General features: G+C 64.3%; 17 protein-coding genes and 1 tRNA gene. 6 read left to right on the top strand and 12 right to left on the bottom strand.

Going from position 1 to position 22,136, the window contains the following annotated elements; translation table 11 throughout:
- Positions 1–31: 31 nt before the first annotated feature.
- The 3 genes from GFS60_RS22025 to GFS60_RS22015 form a co-directional block, all read right to left on the bottom strand.
- Positions 32–3,001, bottom strand: a complete 2,970-nt coding sequence (locus GFS60_RS22025) for a CHAT domain-containing protein (protein WP_159924584.1) — start codon at positions 2,999–3,001, stop codon at positions 32–34.
- A gap of 12 nt (positions 3,002–3,013) precedes the next feature.
- Entirely contained in the window at positions 3,014–4,417 is a 1,404-nt protein-coding gene (locus GFS60_RS22020) for a lipase/acyltransferase domain-containing protein (protein ID WP_159924582.1), read from the bottom strand.
- Positions 4,418–4,500: 83 nt separating this feature from the next.
- Positions 4,501–7,131: a helix-turn-helix transcriptional regulator gene (locus GFS60_RS22015; protein WP_159924580.1), complete on the bottom strand. Its 2,631-nt coding sequence runs from the start codon at positions 7,129–7,131 to the stop codon at positions 4,501–4,503.
- A gap of 198 nt (positions 7,132–7,329) precedes the next feature.
- Between GFS60_RS22015 and GFS60_RS22010 the strand changes: the two genes are divergently transcribed.
- Positions 7,330–7,752, top strand: coding sequence for a hypothetical protein (locus GFS60_RS22010; RefSeq protein WP_159924578.1), 423 nt, complete (start codon positions 7,330–7,332; stop codon positions 7,750–7,752).
- Positions 7,753–7,765: 13 nt separating this feature from the next.
- On the opposite strand, the gene dcd is transcribed toward GFS60_RS22010, so the two are convergent.
- A complete protein-coding gene (gene dcd / locus GFS60_RS22005) occupies positions 7,766–8,335 on the bottom strand; it encodes a dCTP deaminase (RefSeq protein WP_159924576.1) in 570 nt (189 codons plus the stop codon).
- A 17-nt stretch (positions 8,336–8,352) separates the two neighbouring features.
- Complete coding sequence (locus GFS60_RS22000) at positions 8,353–9,000, bottom strand: TetR/AcrR family transcriptional regulator (protein ID WP_159924574.1); 648 nt, start codon at positions 8,998–9,000, stop codon at positions 8,353–8,355.
- A gap of 86 nt (positions 9,001–9,086) precedes the next feature.
- Here GFS60_RS22000 and GFS60_RS21995 point away from each other — a divergent pair, with 86 nt between their 5' ends.
- A complete protein-coding gene (locus GFS60_RS21995; protein ID WP_159924572.1) occupies positions 9,087–9,911 on the top strand; it encodes an oxygenase MpaB family protein in 825 nt (274 codons plus the stop codon).
- Positions 9,912–10,007: 96 nt separating this feature from the next.
- Positions 10,008–10,081 (top strand) — tRNA-Gly (locus tag GFS60_RS21990).
- Positions 10,082–10,189: 108 nt separating this feature from the next.
- Here the strand turns inward: GFS60_RS21990 and GFS60_RS21985 are convergent.
- The 3 genes from GFS60_RS21985 to GFS60_RS21975 all read right to left on the bottom strand — a co-directional run bounded on the left by GFS60_RS21985 (position 10,190) and on the right by GFS60_RS21975 (position 14,680).
- Positions 10,190–11,677, bottom strand: a complete 1,488-nt coding sequence (locus tag GFS60_RS21985; protein ID WP_201453418.1) for an aldehyde dehydrogenase family protein — start codon at positions 11,675–11,677, stop codon at positions 10,190–10,192.
- Between the two features lie 176 nt (positions 11,678–11,853).
- Positions 11,854–13,182, bottom strand: coding sequence for an MFS transporter (locus tag GFS60_RS21980; RefSeq protein WP_159924570.1), 1,329 nt, complete (start codon positions 13,180–13,182; stop codon positions 11,854–11,856).
- A gap of 52 nt (positions 13,183–13,234) precedes the next feature.
- Entirely contained in the window at positions 13,235–14,680 is a 1,446-nt protein-coding gene (locus tag GFS60_RS21975; protein WP_159924568.1) for an amidase family protein, read from the bottom strand.
- A 173-nt stretch (positions 14,681–14,853) separates the two neighbouring features.
- Between GFS60_RS21975 and GFS60_RS21970 the strand changes: the two genes are divergently transcribed.
- Positions 14,854–15,612 carry an IclR family transcriptional regulator gene (locus tag GFS60_RS21970; RefSeq protein ID WP_159924566.1) on the top strand — a complete coding sequence of 253 codons (759 nt, stop codon included), beginning with the start codon at positions 14,854–14,856 and terminating at the stop codon, positions 15,610–15,612.
- A 34-nt stretch (positions 15,613–15,646) separates the two neighbouring features.
- Here the strand turns inward: GFS60_RS21970 and GFS60_RS21965 are convergent, their stop codons facing one another.
- The 4 genes from GFS60_RS21965 to GFS60_RS21950 are packed head-to-tail and all read right to left on the bottom strand — an operon-like array spanning position 15,647 to position 20,070.
- A complete protein-coding gene (locus GFS60_RS21965; RefSeq protein WP_159924564.1) occupies positions 15,647–16,582 on the bottom strand; it encodes a malate dehydrogenase in 936 nt (311 codons plus the stop codon).
- A 30-nt stretch (positions 16,583–16,612) separates the two neighbouring features.
- Positions 16,613–18,214, bottom strand: a complete 1,602-nt coding sequence (locus GFS60_RS21960; protein ID WP_159924562.1) for a thiamine pyrophosphate-dependent enzyme — start codon at positions 18,212–18,214, stop codon at positions 16,613–16,615.
- Positions 18,215–18,259: 45 nt separating this feature from the next.
- On the bottom strand, positions 18,260–19,789 hold the full coding sequence (locus tag GFS60_RS21955) for a solute symporter family protein (RefSeq protein WP_159924560.1): 1,530 nt from the start codon (positions 19,787–19,789) through the stop codon (positions 18,260–18,262).
- On the bottom strand, positions 19,789–20,070 hold the full coding sequence (locus GFS60_RS21950) for a hypothetical protein (protein WP_236603240.1): 282 nt from the start codon (positions 20,068–20,070) through the stop codon (positions 19,789–19,791). Before GFS60_RS21950 ends, GFS60_RS21955 begins: the two co-directional genes overlap by 1 nt.
- Before the next feature lie 468 nt (positions 20,071–20,538).
- Between GFS60_RS21950 and GFS60_RS21945 the strand changes: the two genes are divergently transcribed.
- A complete protein-coding gene (locus GFS60_RS21945; protein WP_159924558.1) occupies positions 20,539–21,063 on the top strand; it encodes an MSMEG_0572/Sll0783 family nitrogen starvation response protein in 525 nt (174 codons plus the stop codon).
- Positions 21,064–21,074: 11 nt separating this feature from the next.
- Entirely contained in the window at positions 21,075–22,136 is a 1,062-nt protein-coding gene (locus GFS60_RS21940) for an MSMEG_0568 family radical SAM protein (RefSeq protein ID WP_159924556.1), read from the top strand.

The raw sequence follows: 22,136 nt of genomic DNA, 5'->3' as shown, positions 1-22,136 counted from the left end.
CCCGTGCGGCACTGCAGTCATGAGTGGTCCGCTACTCATATTTCGGCGTCACCGCGGAATCGCTACGCTCGAACTGCTCGACACCGTTGCGGACCACCTTGCGGACGGCACCGCCCTCGGCCACGAGGGCGTCGAGGATCGGTACCGCCAATTCTGGGCGGATCGGCGTTTCGGCGAGTAGTTGCCCGAGTTCGAGCGCCTCCGACCCCAGCGCGCCGACGATGAGCCTGCGGCGGGCTCGATCCAGTGCAGCTTCCATGTCCAGCCGCTTTGCGGACTCACCACGCCCCGCCGGTATCGGGACTGCCGTGTCCAGCAGCAGCGCACAGACCTCGGAGGCCGTCAGATTCCGGTCGGTGGCCCACACCAGCATGGCAGCGGCAGCCACGTACAGCGCGGCGAAGGTCGTCCCCTCCATTTCCGGTTCATCGACAATCTCTTCGCAGGTGGTCCCGGAGATGGTTCTCGGCGCGTAGATGTCCGGCTTGCCCTCTCGGGAGAAGTACGGCGTCTCGTGGGTGAGGGAGCCGTCATCCTCGACCGCACCGACCGCAAGTGCGTCGGTGCTCCACGCAGGGAAGCTGGGTTCGTCCGAGTGATCACCTGATGCGATCACCAGTCGACCCTCTCTGACCAGATCGGCGATGATCGTGTTCTGGGTGTCGGTCGGCTCCGCGTTCCCGTAGTCGAGGACGATGATGTCGGCTCCCGCTCGCCCCGCCTCTTCCAACCACAGACAGACTTCGCGCTCCGACGGCTCGCCGTTCGTAAACGCCAATTCGTGTGACAGCAGTTCGGCAAGAGCAGATTCATCGACTCCTGTTTCACCGGCGACGACCCGCCCGGGTACCCCCTGGTTGATGGCACACTGGGTGAGCGCGACGGCGACCTCCTGACGGCGCCGGGCAGTGAACGGCCCGGCGACCGCCAGCTGCAATGGGCGCATCACCGGACTCGCGGGTGACAGTCGTTCTACGTCGGATTCGAGTTCGGTCGACGTCCCGAAGAAGTCGCTGCCGATCGCCGCTGCCGTAGGAACCTTCCCGGGTGGAACCGCGACTTGCTTGACGAGGACCGGCAGATCGTCCGCATCGAACGAATTGCTCTGGCCAACCAGATCGGCCAGTTGTTCCCACAGTTCGAGGTGGCGCAGTTGGCCGTACAGTTTCGACAGTTCCGTCTCGGAGAAGCGAGTGAGTGTCGGCAGATTGCGGCGGATCCATTGCCACACCTCGGGCCAGGAGAGTGCCTCGAGGCGAATCGTGCGCACTTCGGACGGTCGCAGCGACTGCGTCAGTTGATCGAGATCGCTTGTGCTGGCCACCGCCAACCGTGCGCGGCCGCGTCGTCCGGTGAGGGTGACGAGTGCGTTCAAGAGGTCAGATGCGCCGGCGGAATCGCCTGCGAGCACGTCCGCATCGTCGATCACGATCGCGGCCGGCACGGCCCCGAGGTCCCCGATCAACCGTTCCCACCAGTCGTCGGCGCTGAACCTACCCGCCGACACCGCTCGAAGCCCTTTGCCGTCGATCAGTTCCTTGACGAGGCAGGCCAGTTCGCGGACCGGGTCGGGTTCCGCGAGCAGACGCTTGGCGCTGATGAAGAGCTGCGCGATGTCCGGATCGAGTTCCTCGAGTACCCGGTCGAGAAGTGAGGTCTTCCCAGTCGCCGGCATGCCGACCACCTGCAGAAGCCGCGCCGAAGTGTTCCCGGACAACACGTCCACGGCCTCACGCAACTCGGTGAGCCGGGAGATGAAGCGCAGTTCACCTTGACGTACGCCCAGGTGGCGACTGACCTTGCGCTGTGCGGGCCGCGGCCGAGCCTTCGCGTCTGGGTCGAGGACCGCACCGGGATCGCTTCCGCCGACGAATAGGCAGGGCACGGCCCAGTTCAGCAGAGGGTCACCGCTGTTCTCGTCGCCGTTGATCGCGAGACGCGCCAAACGCAGTGCCTCGGCGACGGATTGCCCGGCGGTAAGTCCCTGATAGAAGAAGCGGGTGAAGAGTCGCTCGGTCCCGAAGGGCAGCACGGCTTGCATGCCGATTACCATCGGACACGCGTCCCGCACGCAGTAGTCCGCCGAAGACAGCTGGCCCGGCCACGTTTCGTCCGCCGCCGAGACACCCGGCGCGCGTGCCGTCTCACATCCCGCGAAAACAGCGAGTCGGAGATCCGGAAGCTGTTGTAGCAAAAGGGCGAATTCTTGGCTCGGCAGAAGTGTTCCACGACCGTTTCGGCGTTCCAGCTTGAGTCCGTAAGGATTGGCATGCCCGAGGTAGTGGAACAGATGAAAGCCGCGGCGTTGCATCCCCATACGAGTGCGCAGACGCTCGACCGAGGGGCGATCCTCCACCACCACACGCAACAGGCCTCGATCGACCATCGGCTGCAACTCCGTCAGCAAACTGCGCTTTTCAGCATAGAGGTCGAACGGTGCCTCGGACTCGTCCGGGCCCGATCGAAGCGGACTCGACATGACCAGCAACAGATTGAGTGGTGGATCGATCGGCGCTTGCCGGATCGGGTAGGTGCGCGATCGTCCCGACCGCACCACGTGGACATCCCGCGCCATGGACAGAAACCGTTCAGGGCGCTGGGGGTCCAGTAACAACTCCCACGGCCATGCGGCGATCCGGTTCGGCGCCGCCAGTATCCGAATGAGCAACTGGTACCCCGCGGTCCCTGCCGTGCCACGTGTCTGCTGCAGAAGCGTGACGATCTCCGGCACACCGAACACCAGGTCCGTCAGCACCTTCCCCACCTCGAGCGCTTCGGGGCCGGCGTCCGGGCGAGCGTGCCGGACAGCATCGGTGAGCCATTCACCTGGTTCGTCCACCGGCCTGCCGGTGACATCGCGGGGTAGCTTCCACTCGGGCAGGGGTCGTTTCACCGCGAATACCGAACCCTGCGGGGATCTCGCCGAGAGCCACACGTGGTCCCCGGCTTCAAGGACACTGATTTCCAGCTCTTCGAAACTGCGCCTCGATAGCGGAATCATGCTTTCCAGCTCCTACATATCCGCTGTCCGTGCTACCTCGTCCAAGTCGACAACGCTCACCAGGTCCGTGACGGGATGCACTCCCGGGGCACTGACCGTGATGCGGTAGTCCTGAGCTGCGAGGTCCTCGACAGTTGCCTGCTGCCAACCGTCGGCTGACGTCGAGAGCCGATATTCCCGGACCGGCCCGCCGATGGCCGGCTCGACATGTGCGACGAGTTCGGCGCCTGGGTCGTCGGTCCGCGCACGGATCACCAGTGGTTCGGCGGTCGTCACGTCGTCGACTTCGAGCGACACCGATTCGCTCACCGCAGGAAATACGTTCGGCGGGGTGATCACTGCAATGTTCAATACCCCGCCGACGTGGTCGAGCACCGGGTCGTCGTTCTGCAGCGAGGCATGTTTCTGGCTGAAGAAGGCGGCGTTCTTCCACCCCTTCATGAGTTCGGGTGGGGTCGCCGACAACTTCGGCACTGTGCCGTCGCCGCCGCTTTCGCCCGGTCCGCGCACGGGCAGCGATACGATCTTTCCGTCCATCAACCGGGCAGCCCAGTGTGTGCGCTGGAAGTCGCCGATGATGGGACGGATGTCGTAGCCCTCGTCCCTGTCTGCTTCGAGTCGCTCCTGCACCTGAGTGCGCAGCTGCCGGTGCAGCGTCACCGCGTCCTTCATGCGGGCGGCGTCCAGCCCGGTCCCCGTCCAGTCGTCCATATTGTCGTCCAGGTTCGACCACGACGCATTCGGGCCTTCGAGACATCGATAGGACGGCAGCAGCTGATAGGCGGAGGTGAAGGAACCAATGAGGTTGCCGAGATCGACAGTGAACGGGCCCCATCCTTTGCGGAATCCGTTGACGAGGAACTCGAGCGCGTTGATCGACCCGGAGTACGGCGTGCCGAACGTGATGAGTGTCCGGGTGTCCTTCCACCCCTCGAGCAATTCGAGGTAGAGGCGGGCAACGATGCCACCCATGGAGTGACCCACGAGGATCAACTGTGCATCGGGATTGCCCGACTTCTCCCGCCAGCGCGTCAACCATCCATGAGCTTGCCGCGCCAGCTTGCGGGCTGCCACACGATTGTCACGCCGCCAGTCATACGGAAGCTCGAAGTAATTCTCGCCCGGTACCACCCCGAACCGGCGCACCAGGTCAACGCGGAACTTAGTGTAGCCGTCGATCTTCCAATCCAAGCCCGGAAGTACATGGAAGTCCGGCATCACCCGGGTCGCTACCACGCCGTCGCCGAGATCGTCGACCTCTGGATCGTCCCCGTCGAGCTGCAACCGCTTGATGTTGTTGCCGAGCGAGAGCACTCCCCGCAGCGCAGCCCCTGGAGTCGACGCCCACACCTCCTTGCCGTCTCGTGCCAGAACCGATCCAGTGATCCCTGGTATCAACACAACGACATCTTTCATGGCGGCCTCCACACCGAACACCGGCAACGGTCCGTTCCGACCCCAGTGTTCTCAGGTCCGCGAGGGAGCACACGAGTAGCCGACTACTCGTTTTTAGTTGGTCGTGTGGTGAGGTTCATCAACTGGGCGAGCTCGTCACGGTCCGCGACCCCAAGCTTGATGCACGCGCGGTAGACGTGTCCCTCGACGGTCCGGACCGACAGGAAGAGACGGTCGGCGATGTGCCGGTTCGACAATCCCGCCGCCACCATCGATGCGATCTCACGTTCGCGAATCGTGAGCGGCAGTGGATGTGCGGCCTCCGCGAGAGCAGGAGACAACATCCGGTCGCATTCGTCCGCCAGTGCTGCCGCCGTGGCGGCGCACTCGACCGAGAGTCGTTTGATGTCCGCGCGGAGGAAGGCGATCGCGGCCTGCGCATAGGCGTCGGCGGCATCGGGAAGTGCACCGACCGTTCGAAATCTGTCCGCTGCCGCCGCCAGCCCGGGTCCGTCGGCGGAGGCTGACGCGGATGCTTGTGCTGCCGCGATTCGGACGAGTTCGCCGTCGCACTGTTCGGCAAGGGCCGCCAGTCGCGGAGCAGTGGAATGGTCACCGAATCGAGTGGCAAGGTGCAGTGCGGCCGCCTCGACACCGAACTGTCCCGCAGCTGCTGCTGATTCGGCGGCGGACCGTGCGAGCGCGATGGCCTGCGAAGTCTCACCCTGAGCCGCGGCGAGCCACGCGGCAGACAGTTCGAGTTGGGGCCCGAACACTGCCACGTGCCGGCCACTGCGGGCTCGCGCCTCCGAGATGACGCGCTGCCCCTCGTGGATGCGGCCGAGCACGGCGTATGTCTGTCCCAGGGCAATGTACGCGGGGACGCTCCAGGACACTGCGTCAGCGGTGTCGCCCACGTCGAGTGCTGCGATCGCCTGTTCGAGGCGCTGAGCCGCGGCGGTGAACCGTCCGCGAACGAGTTCGACCGTCCCGACCAGGATATTCGCCAGCCCCCATGCCAGGTATCGGCCACTCGACGCGAAGGCGAGATACTGTTCGGCTCGGCGCTGCGCCCTATCGAACTGCCCGGTCATGGTCAAGGCCAGAATCTCGCCGTGCCCGGCGGGAAAGCGCAGCAGTCCGTCGATCTGTTCGGCAACGGCCGCGCTCCGCGCCGCCAACGCGGGAACCTCGTCGCCGCGTCCCATCAACGCCAGCGCCAGTCCCCCGCCGAAGAACGCCCATTCGACCGCCCACGGCCGCTCCGAGGCGAGAACAGTGCACGCGGCGTCCACCGCTTCCTGCGGTCGATTCTCGAAGACCGCGCACACAGATCCGATTCCCTCGACCACCGGAAGGAGACTCGGTTTGGTGACACGCTCGCGTAGCACTGCGAGGACGTCGTCCGCTTTCTCCGAATCGCCGAGTGCCCAGAAGAGGTTCGCGATACGTGATGTCCCCCAGCGCACCAACTGCGCTTGAGTCAACGAGTCGGGGGAAAATGCGAGCAGCAGTGCCTCGGCTTCGGCCGCGTGCCCCTGCCACAACAATGCCCGGGCAAGGAGGTCGGCCGCTCCGAAGTCACCCGTTTCTTCGAACGCTGCACGTGCCAGACGTTCACCGAGCGGGACATTGGCCAGCCCGATGGCATCCGCAGCCGCCGACGCGAGCAGCGCCGGGTCGACGGATCGGTCGCTGTCGAGTGCAAGCTCGGCGAGACGTATCCGGTGCGCCGCACCCGTCACCGCACCATTACCGAGCTCTTGCACCAGCTTCCCGCGTAGCCGGCGTCCCGCCGCACGACCGACCCGTCGGCGAATCACCTCGGCGAAGAGCGGATGGGTGTAGCGCACATCGAGATGGTGTCGTTCTTCGGCGATCCTGATTAGGCCGCGTCGTTCCGCCTCTTCCACTGCGTTTTCACCGGCGAGAGCGCACAGAACATCGAGGTCGAGCGGCTCGCAGAAGGTCAGCAGTTGAAGCGCTTGCAGCACGTCGGACGGGATTTTCTCGATCCTGGTTTCGAGTAGTGACGCGAGCTCGGAGGTGATTGCTGCGCGACCCCGCAGCTGCCAGACACCGCCGGACCGGCGGAGTGTCCCCGCTTCCAGCGCGCCCTCGACGAGATGCCGGACAAACAGGGCGTTGCCCCCCGACGCCTCCCAGATCATGTCGGCACTCAGCCCCTCGAGCGGGCCGTCCAGCACGGACTCGACCAGTTCGATGCTCTGCTCGCGCGTGAACGGCATCAATTCCAGCCGGAGAAGATGCCCGTCCTTCCACAGGGACGTGATCGCGTCGGGCACGGTCTCACCGCTCCGGACGGTCGCGACGATATTGACCACCCGATCGAGGGCCAGTTGGTGCAGGAATGTCGCCGAGAGCTGATCGAGCAGGTGGGCGTCGTCTACCCCGATCACCATGTCCTGGTGGGTGTCGCCGTCGTGAATGAGGGCCTGCCGTGCCGTGGAAAGTAGCGTGACCGGATCCCGAGAGGTCGACGCACCCACCAGGTGAGCGAAAACGCCGAGCGGGATGCTTCGAGCGGATTCCGTCCCGGCAACCCAGCGCACCTCGCCGGGCAGTGATTCGGTCGCGAACCGGGCGAGGGTGGTTTTCCCCACGCCAGGATCGCCGGTAAGGACCACCCCGCAACACTCGGACCGGGCCTTCAGCGACGCGGTGATGGCGTCGAACTCGGCTTGTCTTCGAATCAGGGGCCACCTCTGACTCATTCTCGAAGTCTAGTTTGTCGACACCCTCGTTCTCAGCCCCTCCGCTGCAATTCATAACGAATGTACGGTCTCATTACGACCTCGTCTGGCTCCCATACACAGAGAACAGGTAGTCCACTACCCATGATTGGAGTGGGTACATTCGGCAGACTGGACTCAGGACCCCGCAGAGGGCCTTCCGAGGTGCAGGAGATGGTCATGAACACTCTGCCTGAGCGAATCTCCAGTGACACGGAGCGGCCAGCCGACCGCGCCGCGTACCGTGAAACATGCTCGGCTCCATGGATACTCGACCAGTCGATACGACTGGGGGACAACGACGCACGATTGATCGCCGTCCGGGACGAGTACACCGATACGAGTTACCTCGCGCTTCTCGTCGGCAACGTCACCGGCAGTGCGCCCGTTACCGTGCGAGCAGTCGACGAGGAGGCTCTGCTCATCGAGGGCAGCCGCACCATGTTTCCGGAAATTTTGATCGGCGTTGCCGAGTCACCGAGTGCCTCCGACATCGGCCGTCGGGATCTCGAATGCCGGACAGCCGTCGAGGGGTCACTCCGATCGACGATCGACTCGATCGGAGTGCACTCGGTGATCGCCGAATGGAACGCGCGGGCGTGAGGTCCGCGAGCGCTCAGTCCCGTGCGAAATTCAGGTACGCCTTGGACGGGGTCGGGCCCCGCTGCCCCTGATACTTGGAGCCCGCGGCCGAGCTGCCGTACGGGTGCTCCGCCGCGCTCGACAACCGCAGAAGGCACAGCTGCCCGATCTTCATTCCCGGCCAGAGCGTGATGGGCAGGTTCGCCACATTGGACAGCTCCAAGGTGATGTGGCCGTTGAACCCGGGATCGATGAACCCGGCGGTCGAATGTGTGAGCAGACCCAGGCGACCGAGTGACGACTTACCCTCGAGTCGCCCGGCAAGGTCGTCGGGCAGCGAACACACCTCGAGCGTGGAGCCGAGAACGAACTCGCCGGGGTGCAGAACGAAGGGCTCTCCCTCGGCCGGTTCGACCAGCGTGGTCAGTTCATCCTGCCGCTGAGCTGGGTCGATATGGGTGTAGCGGGTGTTGTTGAACACCCGGAACAAGCTGTCGAGGCGCACGTCCACGCTCGAAGGCTGAACCATGGAGGGATCGAACGGGTCGATGCCCAGACGTCCAGCGGAAACTTCGGCACGGAGATCGCGGTCGGAGAGAAGCACAGGTAGAGGTTAACGGGTCAGCGGGTGTGGATTGCCATCGAGAGCAGCAGATCGGTGCAGGTGTTCACGAGGTCTTCCTCGGGCAGTGTCACGGTGCCGTTCAACCAGGCCGTCAGTGTCTGCGCCAGGCCCCCGACCATGAAATGCGCGGCAAGGTCGAGACGGGGACTCTCCGCCACCTCGTAGAACCCGACGGTCTGCTTGGTCACCAGGCCGGCGAACAAACGCGAACTGTCGAGCCGTCGCTGCGCCAGCACCTCACTCGACTGCGCTACCGAGAACATGAGTCGGCCGTGCCGGGGATCTTCGGCGACCGCACGGACGATGTTGCGCACGCCTGCTTCGACGATCTCGCGTTCGCCCGGCCCCGCCGTCGACACAGCTTCCAACGTGCTGGTGGCGATGCGTTGCACGACAGAGTCGTAGACGGCGACGATCAGCGCGTCGCGGTCGGTGAAGCTTTCGTAGAAGTAACGAGTGGCCAGTCCGGCCCGCTTACAGACTCCGCGTACCGACAGCGTGTGGTCGCCGTCGTCCCCGCCCAGTAGGTCGAGTCCGGCCTCGATCAGCTGCGCGCGACGCTCGGCGCGACGCGCATCGCCCTCCTGACCGCCATACATGCGGCCACCTGTCGAACCTGACGGTGCCGTAACCATGGCGACCATCCTTCCACCGAACTCTGGACGACGAACATATATGTGAGTACGGTCGTATTCAGATCACGTCCCGTGGATGGATAACAGGAGCAACTATGTCGACGTCACTCGACGCACCAGACCGTCTCGACCAGGTCATGGACGGTGCCGGCCTACTGGCGGGCGCTGCCAACATCATCATGCAGTTGGCACATCCCGGAGTCGGGTACGGCGTGTACGAGAGTCGGGTCGAGAGCGGGCAGCTCTTCCGGCATCCGATCAAACGATCCCGCACCACGCTGACCTACCTCGTGGTCGCCGCACGGGGCACCGACGAGGAGAAAGCCGTCTTCCGTCGAGGCGTCGACCGCGCCCACGCCAAAGTGCGGTCCACCGCAGACAGCCCGGTCCAGTACAACGCTTTCGACCCCGAACTGCAGCTGTGGGTGGCCGCCTGCATCTACCGCGGATTCGAGGACGTCACCAGGGCCCTGCACGGCGACCTGTCCCCGGAGGCGTCGGCGTACTTCTACAAGGAAGGCGCCACTTTCGGCACCACCCTCCAGGTCCCACCGGAGATGTGGCCGGCCGACCGCGCCGCTTTCGAGGAGTACTGGAACCGTTCGCTGGCCAACGTGTCGATCGACGACACCATCCGCGAACACGTCCTCTCCATCGCACGGCTCGAATTTCTCCCCACAATCATCTCGCGCCTCTTCGGCCCGATGAACCTGTTCTTCACCAGAGGTTTCCTCCCCCAACACTTCCGCGACGAAATGCAGCTGACCTGGAGCGAGAAGGACCAGCGACGTTTCGACCGCATCCTCCGGACCATCGGCGCCGTCAGCCGCCGCCTGCCCAACGCCCTGCGCGAACTCCCCTACAACCTGCTCATGCGCGACCTGCGGTGGCGAATCAAGTCCGGCCGACCACTCGTCTGAGCATCGGCGTGTGCGCCTCCAGCGAGACCAACATCATCTGCTAATGTTTGCCCCGCAGGGTGTTGGGCCTGCCTACGGGCGCCCAATATCATGCGCGCCGATGTAGTTCAATGGCAGAACATCAGCTTCCCAAGCTGAATACGCGGGTTCGATTCCCGTCATCGGCTCCACCAAAAGACCTGGTCAGAGCGTTTTCCCGTACCTGGTCACTGTGGCCAAGACTGTAGCCAGTACCTCCCCTCAGATCAACCAATTACCGGACAGCCCCGCTGGGTTCGTTAGAAGGGGTACACCGGCATCGTGCTTTGCGCGGTGACCCACTGTGTTTCGGTGAAAGCATCGAGATTGGCGCCGATGCCGCCGACCCGACCGCCGTTACCGGAGGAGCCGACGCCGCCGAACGGGACGACTGCCTCGTCACCGACGGTTTGGTCGTTGATGTGCACCAATCCGGCGGGGATCCGCTGCGCGAGCTCGAGACCTTTCATGGCATCGGCTGTCAGGATGCTCAACGACAGTCCGTACTCGGAGCTGTTGGCGATCCCCACGGCTTCCTCGACCGAGCTGAACGATGCCACTGGCGCCACCGGGCCGAAGACCTCGTCCCGGAAGGCCGGGGCGGTCAGCGGTGTCTGTGCGAGCACGGTGGGCCGGTAGAAAAGATCGTCGTAGACACCGCCCGCGGCGAGGGTTGCGCCAGCGCTGATGCTTTCCGTCACCAAGGTGTGAATGTGGTCTCGTTGCTTAGCATCGATGATGGGGCCGAGGGCGACGTCACCGGTGAACGGGTCGCCGACGGGCAGCCGTTCGGCGTGTTCGGCGAGGAGTGCGGTGTAGTCGGCGGCAATGCTTTTGTGCACGAGTTGACGGCCCGCCGCCATACAGATCTGGCCTTGGTGCATGAAGGAGCCGAAAGCACCGACGGACACAGCTTTGTCGAGGTCGGCGTCGGCGAGCACGATCAGTGCGTTGTTGCCGCCGAGTTCGAGGTGGGCGCGTTTCAGGTGTCGACCGGCGAGTTCACCGACGGCGCGCCCGGCGCGGGTCGATCCGGTGAAAGCGATGACCCGGACGGCGGGATGGATGACAACGGCTTCCCCGGCGGCAGCGCCGCCGGGGAGCACGCTGAGCAGGCCGGCGGGAAGTCCGGCTTCCTGGAAGATGCGGGCGAGAACCACACCGCCACAGATGGCGGTGCGGGGATCGGGCTTGAGGACGACGGCGTTACCGAGCGCCAACGCCGGCGCGACGGCACGGATCGACAGGATGATCGGGAAGTTGAAGGGGGCGATCACCCCGACGGTGCCGACCGGAATGCGGCGGGAGAAGCTCAGGCGCGGTTGCTCCGAGCGCAGCACTTCGCCGTGTGGGTGTGCGGCGAGCGCCGCAGCGTTGTAGCACTCCTCGGCGGCGGTGTGTATTTCAATGTGGGCCTTGGCCGCGGTGCTGCCGGCTTCGCGTATCACCCATTCGGCGATTTCGTCGGCGTGCTGCTCGAATAGGATTCCGGCGCGGCGAAGCACTGCTGCCCGTTCGGTGTAGGGCCTGGCGGCCCAGTCGGCTTGCGCGGTCGCGGCTCGGTCCGCGGCACGTGCCACATCGTCTGCGGTGGCCATGCCGATGGTCGAGAGTTGTTTGCCGGTTGCGGGCTCGACCACGGAGTGGTCGTCGGCGCTGCCGCGTACCCATTCGCCGGTGAAGATGCGTGATTCCCACACCGGTTCGTCCAGCAACCGCCGAACCGAGCCGTGTTCTTGTGTACTCACCGTCAGTTTCTCCGTTTCATCTCTGTCAGCGGCGAGTGCCGCTGGGTGTGTTCTTTTCACTGTGGTGCTCGGCGGCAGCGGATTCACATACTGCTTTCGCTCAGAAAAAGGGCACGTTTGCGCCGCCGAATTGGTGGCGGTGAACGAGCGCGGGCGCAGTAACTTTGTTCGGCGTGTCAAGCGGAACGGTCGTGGTCGGCGAAGCCGGTGAAGTCGGTCTTCTTCATGGCAGCCAGGCTCAACAGTGACACGGCCACGAACGCGATGAGATAGATCGAGATCGATAGAGAGGTTCCGGTGGTCTCGATCAGCCATTCTGAGATGGCGGGGGCGAAGCCGCCACCGATGATGCCGCCGACGGCGTAGGGAAGGGAGGCTGCGGTGTAGCGAATGCGCGGCGGGAAGAGTTCGGCGAACATCGCGCTCTGCGGCCCGTAGGACAGTCCCAGGGCGATCGCCAGAACGAACACCGCGAGAGCGAATGCGCCCATGTTCGCGGTGTCTACGAGCAAGAACAGTGGAACCGCCCAGGCTGCCATCAGAACATATCCGGCCGTCATGATCGGGCGGCGGCCAAACCGATCTGACCAGGAGCCACCGAGCACGGTGGAAACAATCCACACCAGGGCGGCGAGCATCTGGGTGAAAAGTACTGCACTCGAGTCCATTCCAAGGTTGTTGGTGGTGTAGGAGAGCATGTAGCCGATCACCAGGTAGCCGGCGAGGATGTTGGCGACGAAGGATCCACCGGCGAGGACCATCTTGCGGGAGTGGCCGTGCACGGCTTCGGCCAGCGGCATCGCCGCTTCGGCGTGGGCTTGCTGGACCTCCGCGAATACCGGGCTGTCGGAGATCGAAGTGCGTACCTTCAGGCCGACCAGGACCAATGCGACGCTGACGAAGAAGGGCACCCGCCAGCCCCATGACTCGAACTGCTCGGGGGAGGTCATCGTCTGGAGAAGGAAGAAAACGCCCGTGGACAGCACGAGTCCGGCCGGTGTGCCGATCTGGGAGAAGATCCCATAGAGGCCTCGCTTGTTCGGTGGCGCGTACTCTACGGACATCAATGCGGCGCCGCCCCATTCACCGCCGGTGCTCAGGCCCTGGAGGAAGCGGAAGATGACCAGCAGTAGGGGGGCGATGAGGCCGATCTGCTCGTAGGTGGGGAGCAATCCCATTCCAAGGCTGGCCAAGCCCATGACGACGAGTGTTCCGATCAGTGCGGATTTGCGGCCGTACCGGTCGCCGACGTGGCCGGCGAGGATACCGCCGAGAGGGCTGGCAATGAAACTTGCGGCGACCGACCCGAGGGAGACGATGAGCGCGTTGGGTCCGAGCGCACCGAAGTACTGCTCGCTGAAGATCAGTCCAGCGGCTGAAATGTATGCGAACGACAGGTACCACTCGATCGTGGATCCGATTCCGCTGGCGAATCGCACCTTGACGAGTTCGTTAGGAGTGGGGCTTCGGTGCGCGGCCGTTGCCGAAGTTGAGGTGGTGTCCATGGTCGTCCTCAGAGTTGGGGGGAATGGGGGCGGCGGAAGTCGTCTCGCGCGGTCAGTTGTGCGCTGGGGAGGGTGCGGGAATGGTGCTGGGGCGGTGGATGTCGATAATGTGCGGCGCCAGGGATGCGACGCTGGCGAGCAGGTGCTCGTCGGTTCCCGCCGCCGAGGAAAATTCGATGCCAACGGGCAGCGCGGTCGTCGTTCCGAGGCCGACAGGGATGGAAATCCCCGGCAGGCCAAGCGTTCCCCCGAGATCGCCGTGACGGATGATCGTCGAGAAGGTGGGGACCCGGCGCCCGTTCAGTTCGATGGTGTCGTCCTGACCGAGGGGCGGAGCCACCACCGGGGTGGTGGGAAACATGAAGGCGTCGAGGTCTGCCGAGGACATCCGGTTCGCAAGTTCCCGGCGCAGGTCACCCACGATGGCGAGATTCTGCCGGTAGGTGTGCGCGGTGGTTGTGGCGAGTCCGTCGGCAACTACTCGGCGGACGTCGGGGCTGCTGATGGCGGCGACGACGGTCTCGATGCCGGGGAGTCCGCGTGAGCGGAGGTATCCGCTGAGTCCATCGGCTGCCTCCCCCCAGACGATCGATGCGGCGATCGTTGCGGTCCGATTGATGATGTCGTCGATGTTGACGTCGACGAACGTCACTCCTGCGGCCGCGAGGGTGTTCCGGACCCGCTCGTAGGCCGTTTTGACGTCCGGATCGAGATCTTCACCGTGTGCGGGTGTCAGGCCGATACGCAAACCGCCAGCAGTGTCGCGGACAGTGATTGCAGGGCGTTGCGCGAGTATCGAATCGAGAAGAAGGATGTCGTCGATGCTGCGCGCGATCGGGCCCGATGTGTCCCTGGTGTGGGACAGTGAGACGATGCCCTCGGCGGGGTATCGGCCCACGGACGGCCGGAACCCGATCACGCCGCACAGTGCAGCCGGAATGCGAACGGAACCACCGGTGTCCGTGCCGATCCCCGCTGGTGCGATACCCAGTGCTATTGCGGCAGCGGTGCCTCCGCTGCTGCCACCTGCGGTCAACGAGAAGTTCCACGGATTGTGCACCGGGCCGTGGAAGGCGTTGTTGGATGTCGCTCCGAGCGCCAGTTCGTGCATGACGTTCTTGCCGCTGATATGGGCCCCGGCCGCCACTAGGCGTTGCACGATCTCGGCGTCTTCGGTTGCAATGTTTCCCACCAGGCCAGGGGTTCCGGCGGTCGACTCCGTTCCGGCTACGTCGATGCTGTCCTTGACCACCATGGGGATGCCGAGCAGCGGGACTGACTGCTCGTGCCTGTCCGGGATCGAGGGGGTGGGCAGCGTCGTGGTCATCGTGTTGAACTCGGCAACCTCAGCGGTGCGGTGACGCAGACTTGCCGCGTAGTGCTCGGCGTCGAGCAGACCGGCGGTGAGGAGGGACCTCGTCTCGACGATCGTGAGATCGAACAACGGGTCACCCGCGATCGGGCCGGTCGCCAGCTCCTGTGTGCTGTCACCGTTCATGCTGTATCTCGCCTGTCTATGTGTCTGCTTCGGAGCGGCATCCGTTGATGCCGGGGTCGGGTGTTGTCGGTCACTGTCGACGACGGTCATGATCCGAACAATCCTTCCTCTCAACATGCGGAAGAAGTACCGTGAACCTTTATCAGCACCCCGGCGGAGCGAGGGACCGATCGTTGAGCAATTCCAAAAGTTCATTAGCCCGTGCGCTGTCGATTCTCGAGTCGTTCAGTGAGGACCGACCCGAGCAGACGCTGGGCGCCATCGTCAGCGCGACGAACATCCCGCCGGCCACTGTGCATCGGTATCTCGCCGAACTCGTCAAATGGGGTGGGCTCGACCGAACCGGTCGCGGGACCTACACGGTCGGCACACGCCTGTGGCAGCTCGGGGCCCTCGCTCCGAAGGAACGACAACTCCGCGATGTGGCACTTCCGGTACTCGAGGACCTTTTCGAGACCACCCACGAAGTGGTGCATCTGGTGGTCCTCGACGGCACCCGCGCGCTTTACGTCGAAAAGCTCGCGCCGCGATCGCGGATCGGTACCAATGTCTCCTCCCAGGTCGGGTACCGGCTGCCCCTGCATGCGACCGGACCTGGGAAGGTGTTGCTGGCCTTCGGCACCCCCGAGCTGCGGGAAACGGTGCTTTCCGAGGAGTTGCCGAGAATGGCATCGGAGACCATCACCGACCCCGATGACCTGCGCCGAGCGCTCGCAGAAATTCGCACCACCGGATTCGTCATCTCGCGAAACGAGATGACCGAGGGCAATGCGTCGGCAGCCGCCCCGGTCTTCGGAAGGGACGCCGCCATCGTCGCCGCAATCTCCGTGGTAGTACCGGCCGCGCATCCAAATCTGGCAGGCCTGGCCCAAGGAGTCCGGGTCGCAGCAGCCGTGATCTCCCGCAACCTCCGCCAGGACGGCAGAAGGTGATCGGCCGCTGCGACGTCGACCTCAGCTCAGGTGGTCAGTCCTGCCCGAGCGAGATGCTTTCGGCGGCGGTGCGGACGCTCTCTGCACCGGACCGCAGGGTACTGAGTTCGGCCTCGGACAGCTCCCACTCGACGATGTCGCGAACCCCGCCCTTGCCGAGCAGCGCTGGCACAGTCAGGCTGGCACCCTTGGCGCCGTATTCGCCGTCGAGGACCACCGAGACCGGCAGCGGCTGATCGGATTCGGTCACCATTGCATCGACGAGCAGGGCGGTGCCGCGTCCGGTGCTCCACGTTGATGTGCGTCCCGAGTCCAGTGCCACGTGGGTGACGTACCAGGTGTCGATGTAGTCCTGCGCGATCGCCTTCTGGGCGGCGTCGAGTCGGACCGGTGAACCGTCGACTCGAATGTGATCGTAGAGGGGTACTTGTCCGGCGCCGTGTTCGCCGAGGACCCAGGCCTCGACGCGGTGTGGGGAGACGGCCAATGCTCGTCCTACCCCGGTTCGCAGGCGCAGACTGTCGTTGATCGTGTAGCCGAGCAGTTTGTGACGATCGAAGCCGGTGCGCTGGTGCAGCCAGGTGGTGAGGGCATCGGCGGGGTTGGTGAGCATGATCAGCACCCCATCCCAGCCGGATTCGATCAGCGGAACGGCGAGTTGCTCGACGATCCGCGCGTTATCTGCCAGAAACACCGATCGGGATGTGTTCAGCCGCAGCGGGACTGCGGCGCTGAGGATGACGATGTCGGAATCGGCGGCGTCCTCGGCAGTCCCTCCCCGCACGGTGGAGAAACCGTCGACGGCTGCCATGTCCTGCATATCCATCACGTGGCTCGTGACCATGTTGGGTTTGGTGTCGACGACGACGACGTCGTACGTCGAGGGTCGAAGCAGCAGGTTGAAGGCGACGGAGGACCCGATGCCGCCCGCGCCTCCGAAGATCGTCACCTTCGTGGGGGTGTGACTCATGACAATGTTCCTCTCCTATAGCTAGTGTCGTCAGGCCTGGAAGTCGCGGCCAGCTTTAACAGCGACTTCCAGGACAAGTGGGCTCTTGCGGGTAGATAGTGTCGGGATGATCTCGTCGAGAATCTCGGTGAGTTCGCTGATGTCGGCCGCGCGAGTGATGGGGCAACCGAGGTTGGTGGCGAGGCCGCTGACGGAGACTTCCTCGAAGGCGGGCCACGGCGCCGGCCCGGTATCTTCCTTCTCCGCCAGTCGGTCCATAATCGCGTAGCGGCCGTTAGCGAGAACTATGAACAGGGCACCGACGTCGTACCGCGCTGCACTCCACAGTGACTGGATGGAGTAGAGCGACGATCCGTCGCCGAGCACCGCCACAACCGGCCGCTCCGGTGCCGCCATCTTCAACCCGATGGCGGCCGGCATCGCGAACCCGAGTCCGCCCATCGCGGCACTGACGAAGCCGAGCGGTTCACGAGCCGGAAGCAACTTGTGCAGATCAGGTCGGCTCGATGGGGTTTCTTCGACAACGATGGTGTTCGGAGCAAGCCGATCACTGAGGGCGGCGAGCACATGCGCCGCGCGCAGAGGTACCCCGTGCTGGGCGGGCGCGGGCCGCTCGACACGGTGAGGTACCGCCGTCGTCCCGTGGCGAACCGACACCTGCACGGCAAGTTTCTGGGCGAACTCGGCCGGATCGGCCAGGACGGCTAGATCAGCTGGGCTGCGCGAGGCCTCGTTGTTGTCGTCAGTGACGACGACCACCGACGTACCTGCGGGGACGAGAGTTCCGTCTTCGTACGGATACTGACGAAATACTGGTGCACCGATCACGACGACGAGGTCGTACGGTGCGAGCGCGGCCCGTAGCCGGGACCGCCCGGCCGGGAGGTGGCCGGCGAACTGCGGATGATCCTGTGGGAATCCGGCTCGGGCACCGAATGACTCCTGATACACAGCGCACCCGAGCCGCTCGGCCAGTGCCGTCGCGCCCTCCCAGCCGGCGATGCTGTCCAATCCGGCGCCTACCACCAGCAGCGGATGACTGCTCGCATCGATAAGTTCGGCGACCTCGGTCACCGACTCCGGCCGCGGTGAACGGCCGACCAGCATCCGGACGGGTGCCGCCTGCTCCACCTCGCCTGCTGGGGCGAGCCAGTCGTCCATCGGGACGATGACCAGCGCAGGGCCGTGGCCGATCATGGCTTCGTGCCAGGCCCGGGCGATGGAGCCTGGCACGTCCTGCGGTCGTACGGGCTCATCCACCCATACCGGATAGTCACCGGCCAGTTGGGCCAACCGTCCGGCCAAGAACGGCTCGAAGGCCAAATGACGCCTATCCTGTTGCCCCACGATGACAACCAGCGGCGTCCGGTTGACCCGGGCCGTGGCCAAGGCTCCGACGGCGTTCCCGAGGCCGGCCGTCGTGTGCAGGATGACCAGTGCGGCGCGCTCGGCGGCGATCGCGTGCCCGGTGGCGATGCCTACCACGGACGCCTCGTGCAAGCCCAGGACGAAGTCGAGGTCGTCGGGAAGATCGGTCAGGAGTGACACCTCCGTCGACCCGGGATTGGAGAAGATCGTCGTCATCCCCAATCGTCGGAAGACGTCGAATGCAGCGTCACGAACAGTAACCATGGATAGAACTCCAGTCATCAGGAAGAGGGGTCGTCGTCACGACGCTCAATGGGTTTCGGAAGCTTCCGCCTTGGGACGGGGAGGGAAGGCTTTCAACACAATTTCGTCGTAGGGGCGGCCCCTCGCCCCGACGTTGTTGCGCCCGGCCATGCTGCCGAGCCATGCAAGTGCGAATGAGAACGGCACGGTCACGATCGCGGGAATGCTAAGTGGAAAGAGTGCGTTGTCGCCCATTACGTTGGGGCCGATCACCACGAGGAGGACACTCAGCGTCAGCCCTCCGGTGATCGCCGCCTGGGCGCCGAATCGGTTGAATCCGCGCCAATAGATTGTCAGCACCAGTACCGGTGTGAGTGTGGCTGCGGCGATGGCGAAGGCGACATTGGCGAGGAACCCGATGTTGAGATTCTGGGCCCCGAGTGCGAGCACGATCGCCAGCAGCGAAATCACTACACCGGCGACGCGGCCTACGACCAGCTGTTTGCGGGGACTGACGTTGCCGCCCTTGATGACATTGGTGTACAGGTCATGGGCCGCGGCACCGGAGGCGGCGATGGCGATGCCTGAGAGAACCGCGAGGATGGTCGCAATTATCACTCCAGCGAGAATCGACAGCAGCACGTTGCCACTGACGGCCTCGGCCAGCCGTGCCACCGCGAGGTTGCCGCCTTTGTTGTCGGCCACGATCGTCTCGCGACCGACCTCGTTGAGCGCGGCGTACCCGAAGATCGGCAGCAGCAGGAAGAATGCGGAGAAAATGATCATCGCGATCAGCGAGGACGAACGCGCCGCCCGGGCGTTCTTGGTCGTCAAGAATCGCAGCATCACGTGCGGCAAGCCCATCACGCCTAGCGAAAGCCCCACCATCAGTGACACGTTGTTCCACGCTGACGTGGAATCGAGCCGGTGCGCGCTGACCACGTCGGGCCCGAACTTGTCCGAAGCGTCGATGAGCGGGCCCACGGGATTCCAACCAGTCCGTGAGATCACGAACAGCAGCAGGATAAATACGACCGCGAGCAGCAGCACGCTCTTGAACACCTGGATGTAGGTCGCGGCGACCATCCCGCCGAGGAGCATATACACCGTCATCAACACCGCAAGGACGACCACCGCAAGCGAAAACGGCACGCCCAGTAGCAGTTCGGCGAGAATCCCGGCTCCCACGAACTGGATCATCATGTAGATCACGCTGATCAGCAGTGTCGTGACCGCCATCGACCCACGCAGCAACCGACCTTCGAATCGGAACGACACGACGTCGGCGAGGGTGTATTTGCCGAGGTTACGCAACGGTTCGGCCACCACGAGCAGCACCAGCAGGAACGCCGTCGGAATACCAATGGCCAGATAGAAGCCAGTGAACCCGGTCAGAGCCACCGCTCCAGTGATACCCAGCAGCGATGCCGCTGACAGTTGCTCACCCGCGAGTGCCAGCCCATTCTGCAGCCCGCTGACGCGTTGACCTGCCACGTAATGGTCGCCGGCGTCGGAATTGCGGCGTGCCGCCAGGGCGGCCAAACCCAACGTCGCCGCCACGATGCCGGCCACGATGAACATCGGTAGCGCGTCCATCACTCGACCTCTCCACTGTTGTCGAGCCGGTTGCTGCGCACGCAATGGATTGCGGCAATCGTCAGGACGATGAGGAAGTCGAGGAATCCGACAATGTAGCCGACTCCGACGCCGCCGATATGGCCGTCGAAGACCGGGGTGAACAGCATGAGCACCGTCAACGCGAGAAGCAACCCGAAAGCTGCTGCGCCGGTCCGCAGGTTGCGCCGGATCTGAACTCGCGTGTCGGGAGGCAGCGTTCGAGGCACCTGCACCTCGCGGTCAACGGCGGATAGATCCATGGATTGCCTCCGAGCAGTATCGAATTCGTGTGTCGGAACACATCCGCGTACCCGGTGTACGGCGGCTCACACACTGTCGCCCACACGCTGGCCAGAACGGAACCGGTTCTCTCAACATACGGAAAAAGGGGGGGCAACGGTGAAGGGTGAAGGGTTCAGCCTCGGGACGAGCCCGTTGCGGTTCGCGAAACGGTAGAGACGTATGAGCTTCATCGACAGATTGACTTGGACCGCGCTGAGGTTTTCCTTGCAAGCCGCGAGACCGGATCAACCGAGTTCTTCGCGTGCGGCTCTCCAATTGCTTCAGTCGTGTTACGCAGATCCGGCTGCAGTGAGCACTCGGCAACACGGTGTTATTCCCGGCGGAACCAATTGGAAATCGGTTGTGGGTGTACTGGTTCCAGACCAAAGCGGACGTCGGTTCGCCGACGCTCAGTCTATTCAATCCGACACACGAGGAGCCAACACGTGTCCGATATCGACCAGACCATCGTCGAGAACATCGCAAAATCGCTTGCCGAGATCCCGCATCCGGCGCTTCCCAAGGGCAGCAACATCTACGGATCGACGAAGATCTTCCCGGACTACAAGGCCGAGGACGGCGAGAGCTACTTCACCCTGGTTCACGGCATTGCGCACGAGTCGTCGGTGAGTTTCGTGGCTGTGTTGCAGGCGACGCGGGCGCTGCGGAAGGGTTTCGAATCTGCCATCTATCTCTACGGCACCGGAGCCATGAATGCCGTTGCAACCCGCGGATTTCCCACTACCGGTGACAACGGCTTTCCTGGGGAGCAGAACATCAACGACGCCTTGGCGACGTTCATCAAGGAGGGCGGCAAGGTGTTCGTGTGCCGCTTCGGGTTGGCCCTGCACGGACACCGCGAGGAAGATCTCATCGAAGGCGCGATTCCCGCCCATCCCCTCGACGTGCAGGACGCGATCATCCACTACGCGCGCAAGGGCGCCATCATCAACTCCACCTACATGGTCTGAGGTGTAATCACATGAGCGGCCTGTCCACTCGAGTCGATCTTGCCGTCCGCGGGATCCGCGGTCTCGACACGCCGGTCCGCAGACAGTCTGGCGCCGGCCCCAGCGACGACGGCCACGTTCTCATCGGCGGTCTGGGCGGGGCCATTCCAGTCCGCTCCGACAGCCCGTATGAGGTCAGCGGCAACCGCCTGCTGATGAACGGCACGGACATGGGGGTCGACATCGAAGCCGTGCAGCGGCCGAGGTTTTACGACCTGCGGACATCAGACGGGGTGTCCTACGAGAAGATCGCTCGACTGCACGGCGCGAACGTGCTGGCCACCACCGTCGTCCAGACATGCATTCGTTACGACGCGGATCAGCGGTGCCGCTTCTGCTCGATCGAGGCCTCGCTGGAGGCGGGCTCCACGATCGCGGTGAAACGACCCGAGCAACTGGCCGAGGTCGCCGAGGCCGCAGTCCGCCTCGACGGGGTGAGCCAGATGATCATGACGACGGGGACGTCGGCGGCCAAGGATCGGGGCGCCCGGCACCTTGCTCGCTGTGTCGCGGCCGTCAAGGCCGCCGTCCCGGCGCTTTCGATCCAGGTGCAATGCGAGCCGCCCGGCGACCTGACCACCCTCACCGATCTAAGGGAGGCCGGTGCCGACTCCATCGGTATTCATGTCGAGTCGATGGACGACGACGTCCGTCGCCGGTGGATGCCAGGTAAGTCGACGGTGCCGCTCGACGAGTACCGGGCCGCGTGGCGAAAAGCCGTCCGGGTGTTCGGCCGCAATCAGGTCTCGACGTATCTGCTGGTCGGCCTGGGTGAGGATCCTGATGAACTGGTCTCCGGGGCCGCCGAGCTGATCGAAATGGGCGTCTATCCGTTCGTCGTCCCGTTCCGCCCGCTCGCAGGGACCCTCGCGGTCGACGTGGACGGAGCGGAAGCACCGAGCGCGGAGGTGCTCGAAAAGGTGACGTCGCGGGTCGCCAAGGAACTCCAGGCGGCGGGAATGCGCGGCGCCGACCAGAAAGCGGGTTGCGCGGCGTGCGGTGCGTGCAGCGTCCTGCAGAATGCGGGAGGATGA

Source organism: Rhodococcus sp. WAY2 (assembly GCF_009859915.1).
GTDB lineage: Bacteria > Actinomycetota > Actinomycetes > Mycobacteriales > Mycobacteriaceae > Rhodococcus_F > Rhodococcus_F oxybenzonivorans.
The sequence above is the reverse complement of the archived record's forward strand: the minus strand, read 5'-3'. Positions and strand labels throughout refer to the sequence as shown.

Excerpts from the sequence above, each read along its gene's own strand:
- GFS60_RS22025 (WP_159924584.1), bottom strand. The coding sequence starts at position 3,001 with ATGATTCCGCTATCGAGGCGCAGTTTCGAAGAGCTGGAAATCAGTGTC.
- GFS60_RS22020 (WP_159924582.1), bottom strand. The coding sequence starts at position 4,417 with ATGAAAGATGTCGTTGTGTTGATACCAGGGATCACTGGATCGGTTCTG.
- GFS60_RS22015 (WP_159924580.1), bottom strand. The coding sequence starts at position 7,131 with ATGAGTCAGAGGTGGCCCCTGATTCGAAGACAAGCCGAGTTCGACGCC.
- GFS60_RS22010 (WP_159924578.1), top strand. The coding sequence starts at position 7,330 with ATGAACACTCTGCCTGAGCGAATCTCCAGTGACACGGAGCGGCCAGCC.
- GFS60_RS22000 (WP_159924574.1), bottom strand. The coding sequence starts at position 9,000 with ATGGTCGCCATGGTTACGGCACCGTCAGGTTCGACAGGTGGCCGCATG.
- GFS60_RS21995 (WP_159924572.1), top strand. The coding sequence starts at position 9,087 with ATGTCGACGTCACTCGACGCACCAGACCGTCTCGACCAGGTCATGGAC.
- GFS60_RS21980 (WP_159924570.1), bottom strand. The coding sequence starts at position 13,182 with ATGGACACCACCTCAACTTCGGCAACGGCCGCGCACCGAAGCCCCACT.
- GFS60_RS21975 (WP_159924568.1), bottom strand. The coding sequence starts at position 14,680 with ATGAACGGTGACAGCACACAGGAGCTGGCGACCGGCCCGATCGCGGGT.
- GFS60_RS21965 (WP_159924564.1), bottom strand. The coding sequence starts at position 16,582 with ATGAGTCACACCCCCACGAAGGTGACGATCTTCGGAGGCGCGGGCGGC.
- GFS60_RS21960 (WP_159924562.1), bottom strand. The coding sequence starts at position 18,214 with ATGGTTACTGTTCGTGACGCTGCATTCGACGTCTTCCGACGATTGGGG.
- GFS60_RS21955 (WP_159924560.1), bottom strand. The coding sequence starts at position 19,789 with ATGGACGCGCTACCGATGTTCATCGTGGCCGGCATCGTGGCGGCGACG.
- GFS60_RS21950 (WP_236603240.1), bottom strand. The coding sequence starts at position 20,070 with ATGGATCTATCCGCCGTTGACCGCGAGGTGCAGGTGCCTCGAACGCTG.
- GFS60_RS21940 (WP_159924556.1), top strand. The coding sequence starts at position 21,075 with ATGAGCGGCCTGTCCACTCGAGTCGATCTTGCCGTCCGCGGGATCCGC.